The organism is Brevundimonas sp. (genome assembly GCF_036677305.1).
Lineage (GTDB): Bacteria > Pseudomonadota > Alphaproteobacteria > Caulobacterales > Caulobacteraceae > Brevundimonas.
In genome coordinates this window covers 1-4,389 of record NZ_JAKFEB010000231.1, presented here as the reverse complement: position 1 = coordinate 4,389, position 4,389 = coordinate 1, and the positions used below count along the sequence as shown (strand labels likewise).

At 66.9% G+C, this 4,389-nt stretch carries 5 protein-coding genes; 3 read left to right on the top strand and 2 right to left on the bottom strand.

From position 1 onward, the window contains the following. Positions 1-57 precede the first annotated feature (57 nt). Positions 58-558 (bottom strand): DUF488 domain-containing protein, encoded by a 501-nt coding sequence (locus V6M42_RS13300; RefSeq protein WP_332678914.1) that lies wholly within the window; start codon positions 556-558, stop codon positions 58-60. A 419-nt stretch (positions 559-977) separates the two neighbouring features. Here V6M42_RS13300 and V6M42_RS13295 point away from each other — a divergent pair, with 419 nt between their 5' ends. From V6M42_RS13295 to V6M42_RS13285, 3 genes are all read left to right on the top strand, one after another. Continuing rightward, on the top strand, positions 978-1,700 hold the full coding sequence (locus V6M42_RS13295) for a rhomboid family intramembrane serine protease (RefSeq protein WP_332678912.1): 723 nt from the start codon (positions 978-980) through the stop codon (positions 1,698-1,700). A gap of 67 nt (positions 1,701-1,767) precedes the next feature. Then, the gene (locus V6M42_RS13290; RefSeq protein ID WP_332678911.1) at positions 1,768-2,490 is read left to right on the top strand and encodes a rhomboid family intramembrane serine protease; all 723 of its coding nucleotides are present in this window, start codon (positions 1,768-1,770) and stop codon (positions 2,488-2,490) included. 28 nt (positions 2,491-2,518) lie between these two features. Continuing rightward, positions 2,519-2,950, top strand: coding sequence for a hypothetical protein (locus tag V6M42_RS13285; protein WP_332678909.1), 432 nt, complete (start codon positions 2,519-2,521; stop codon positions 2,948-2,950). A 482-nt stretch (positions 2,951-3,432) separates the two neighbouring features. Here the strand turns inward: V6M42_RS13285 and V6M42_RS13280 are convergent. Continuing rightward, on the bottom strand, positions 3,433-4,389 hold a 957-nt coding region (locus V6M42_RS13280; protein WP_332678908.1), incomplete at its 5' end, for a S1 RNA-binding domain-containing protein.

The window sequence follows — 4,389 nt, the reverse complement described above, 5'->3', positions numbered from 1 at the left end:
CACTTCATGTCGTGTCCGACCCCAGCACAGCAAACCGTCTCGAAATAGTTGCTGCTCTTATGCGGGAGCGCCTTCACCAACATGACGCATTCGTCTTTCGACGCCACCAGTCGCGACATTCGCCTTCACTCCTAGGTGGCGGACCTTTGATCCAACAACCGATTCTAGGCGATCTGCAACGATCTTACGGTGGCATTCCGTGTAGTCCCGCTCGTAGCACAACAGGCATACGCTCATTTGCGCACTGAGGGCCGCGATCTGATCCAGAGCACTGACAGCCTCGTTAGTCTTCAGAACTCCGGCATAGATTTGTCGAAACTTGGCCAGATCTCCTGACCTCGCAGCCTCCCGCCCCTCCTTTGGATCACCGAGCTCTCGGAGGTGAAGGTATCCAATACCAACCGCCTCCAGACTCTCTCGTAACGCTGACTTCGAGAACCCTGGGCGCCGTGATTGCGCACGATCACGAATGTCGATCACCATCTGAACATCGGCAAGCTGCAGCGTGCTGACGAAGTCGCTAGGCCGAGCACCTTCATAGCCGATCGTTGAAAGCATTGGCGTCCTCCGTTAACCACGTGTGGCTAGAGAGGGATTGAGACTTTCTGAAGATTCGAGGACCTCACCCACCAACAGCGGCATCACCTCCACCGCATAGCAAGGTAGATCATGCAGTGCGGATGGCCCTCGAACAGCCGCCTCACCGCCCCTCCTGTCTCCTCCCTGTCGGCGAAGCCGATGGGGAGGGGGACCGCCCGGGCGACTCAGCCCGGGTGGTGGAGGGGGCGACTTCGGCGGAGGGTGATTGGCGGATGACGGGCTGACGCCTGCGCCGCCCCCTCCGTCACGGCGCGAAGGCGCGCCGCGCCACCTCCCCATTCGCTACGCGAACAGGGAGGAGACGATGCTGGCAATCCGCCGCCTCGCGCCCTCCCACCCCCTGTCCAACCCGCTCCGGTTGCGCCACAGTCTCCCGCATGAGCCAGCCCGCCGCCGACCGTCCGCCGCTGTTCGCCCGCCGACGCGACGCCCGCGGGCGGTTGCGGTCCGGCCCGCCGATCTGGGACCGCCGCACCTGGAAGCTGCTGTTCTCCGCCGCCGGGGCGCCGGCCCTCATCCTGGCCGCCGTCTTCGGCCTGGCCCTGGCCGCCCAGACGGCAGACGGCCCGGCGCCCTGGGGGATTTCGGGTCAGGCGCTGGCGCACGGGCGCTGGCACACCGTCGCCGCGCACATGGTCGCCCATGGGAACCTCGCCCACCTGCTGATGAACCTCAGCGTCCTGCTGCCCCTGACGCCTCTGGCCATGGTGCGGCTGGGCTCCGGGCGCGCGGGTTGGGGCCGGTTCGCGGCGCTGTATGCCGGCTCGGCCCTGGCCGGGGCGGCGATGTATCTCGCCCTCAACCCGGGCGGGCCGCCGATGGTCGGTTCCTCGGGCGCCATTTTCGGCCTGTGGGGCGCCGTCGTCCGCATCGGCGCCGACGGCGGCATGATTCCGCTGCGGACGCGGCGGATCTTCGACGAGGTGGTGCTGTTCGTCCTGCTGAACCTGATGATGGTCGGGCTCGTCTTTGTCATCGTCCAGATGGAGGGCGGCGTCATCGGCAGCGTGGGGTGGGAAGCCCACCTCGGCGGCTTCCTGTTCGGCCTGCTGGCCATGCCCCGACTGGCGCCCCGCACGCCGCCGCCGGCGCATCACTGATCGCGGCGCGCCGAGGGAGGAGAAGGGGGCCCTGTTCACCGCCCCGATCTTCCGCCACACTCAACCCATGATAGACGACGCCGCCGTCACGCCCTCCCGGCTCCAGAGCGCCTCCGACGGGCGGCTGGGCGTCCAGCTGTCCTTTTCCGATCCGGCCTTCTGGCGCGAGACAACCACCCTGCGGGCGGCGCCCGCCTATGCGGTGAGCGCCGTCTGTATCGCCGTCGCCCTCGCCGGCGTCTTCGCCGGCGACAGCGCGCGCGGCTTCACGCCCTCGACCTGGGGCCTGTCGGCCCAGGCCCTGGCCGAGGGCCGCTGGTCCGCGCTCCTGACCCACATGATCACCCACGGCGGGCTGACGCACCTGCTGATGAACTGCGGCTTCCTGCTGGGGGTCACCCCCGTCGTCATGTCGCGCTTCGGCGTCGGGCCGTCCGGCTGGCTGCGCTTCGCCGTCCTGTTCCTCGTCTCCGGCCTGCTGGGCGCGGCCCTCTATCTGGCCCTGCATCCGGCCGGCGTCATACCCATGGTCGGCGCCTCGGGCGCCATCTGCGGCCTGTGGGGCGCGGCCGCGCGGATCGGGCCCGACGGCGGCATCGTGCCGATCCGGTCGGGACCGGTGTGGGAGCAGATCAAGGCCTTTGCGAAGATGAACGTCATCCTGTTCGGCCTCATCTTCCTCCTGATGTGGATGACCGGCGGCCAGGGCGGCTTGGCCTGGGAAGCCCACCTCGGCGGCTTCCTGTTCGGCCTGTTCGCCGTGACCTGGCTGGCGCCGCGCACCCCCTGACAATCGCCGTGGGACAGGGATCACCGCCATGACGACCCGCACCCTGCTCATCACGGCCGGCTTCGCCTGGGTCGTCGCTCTCGGCGGCCTCGTCTGGATGATGATGTTGGGGGGAATGCGCCCCCGCCACACGCTGTATTTGCTGACCGACCTCAACCCCGTGGAGACGGCGTGTGTGGCGCTGTCGGTCGTCTCGGCCGTGATCGGAACCATCAGCCTGTGCGCCGGCGCGCGCCCTCGCGCCGTGATCGGCTTTGCCGCCGCCTTCGGCTGGGGCGTTCTGGGCGCCCTTTATGGCGCGGCGGGCGCACGGAGCATGCTGATCAATATGAACCCGCCGATCCCCTTTTCCGTCTATGCCCCCAACTACGCCGCAGCGCTCCTCGTTCTGCTGGTCGGGATGACCGGCGCCCTCCTCGGTCTCGGCCTGCTCAGCCTTCGAAGGTCTCGTCAGGGTTGACGGCCACGCCCGCCGCCGTGCGCTCAAGGGTGAGCGTCGCCTGTTGGAGGCGGCGCAGCCCAGGCAGAAGGATCGCTCCGGGGAATGAGGACTCTCGCCCCTTCCAATCCGCCCTTTCGGGGACAGGAGTCCGCTACTTTCGCTCCATCGGGTGGTCGCCTGTGTCGATGCAAACCAGCCTGCGACCGTTTTTGACGCGGGCATGTGCAAGATAGTCAAATGCCCGCCGGGCCTGGTCTTTGACACCGTCCACCTGCCGTTACGCGCCCCCTGGCAGACGTAAACGGGTCTCCGCGCGAATGGCGTTCTTTGCGGACTCCGCCGTCCCGCATTTTTTCGAAGGCTGTACGAGACTCTCTGCCCTCGACCGGCCTCGGAAGCGGCGCTCCCCTGCCGGTCTTTGACAACCGAACCCCCACGCCGCCCAAAGAAAAAGGCCCCGGCGTTTCCGCCGGGGCCCCGTTCATTTCAGCAAAGTCGCCCTAGCGACGGCTGCGACCGCGATCACGATCGCCGCCGCCTTCACGCTTCGGGCGGCCGCCCGTGTCGTCCGACAGCGGGGCTTCACCGCGTTCAGCGCGCTCGGCGTTGATCTTGTCGGTGATGTCCTCGCCGGTTTCCTGATCGACGACCTTCATCGACAGCTTGGTCTTGCCGCGGTCGTCCATGCCCAGGAACTTGACCTTGACTTCCTGGCCTTCGGTCAGGACGTCGGCCGGGTTGGCGACGCGTTCCAGGCTGATCTGCGACACGTGGACCAGACCGTCCTTGGCGCCGAAGAAGTTCACGAAGGCGCCGAAGTCGACGACCTTCACGACCTTGCCCGAATAGATGGTGCCGGGCTCGGGCTCGGACACGATCGACGAGATCCAGTTCTTGGCCGCGTCGATCTTCTCCTGGTCCGAAGCAGCGATCTTCACCGTGCCGTCGTCCTCGATGTTGATCTTGGCGCCGGTCTTTTCGACGATCTCGCGGATGATCTTGCCGCCGGTGCCGATGATGTCGCGGATCTTGTCGGTCGGAACCTTGATCGACTCGATCTTGGGCGCGTACTCGCCCAGTTCGGTGCGGGCGCCGTCGATAGCCTTGTCCATCTCGTCGAGGATGTGCAGGCGGCCGGCCGAAGCCTGGGCGATCGCCTTGCGCATGATCTCTTCGGTGATGCCCGCGACCTTGATGTCCATCTGCAGCGAGGTGATGCCTTCGCGCGTGCCGGCCACCTTGAAGTCCATGTCGCCCAGGTGATCTTCGTCACCCAGGATGTCGGACAGGATGGCGAACTCGCCCGAGGGCTCGAGGATCAGGCCCATGGCGATGCCCGAGACGGGACGCTTCAGCGGCACGCCCGCGTCCATCAGCGCCAGCGACGATCCGCAGACCGTGGCCATCGAGGACGAACCGTTGGACTCGGTGATCTCCGACACCAGACGGATGGTGTA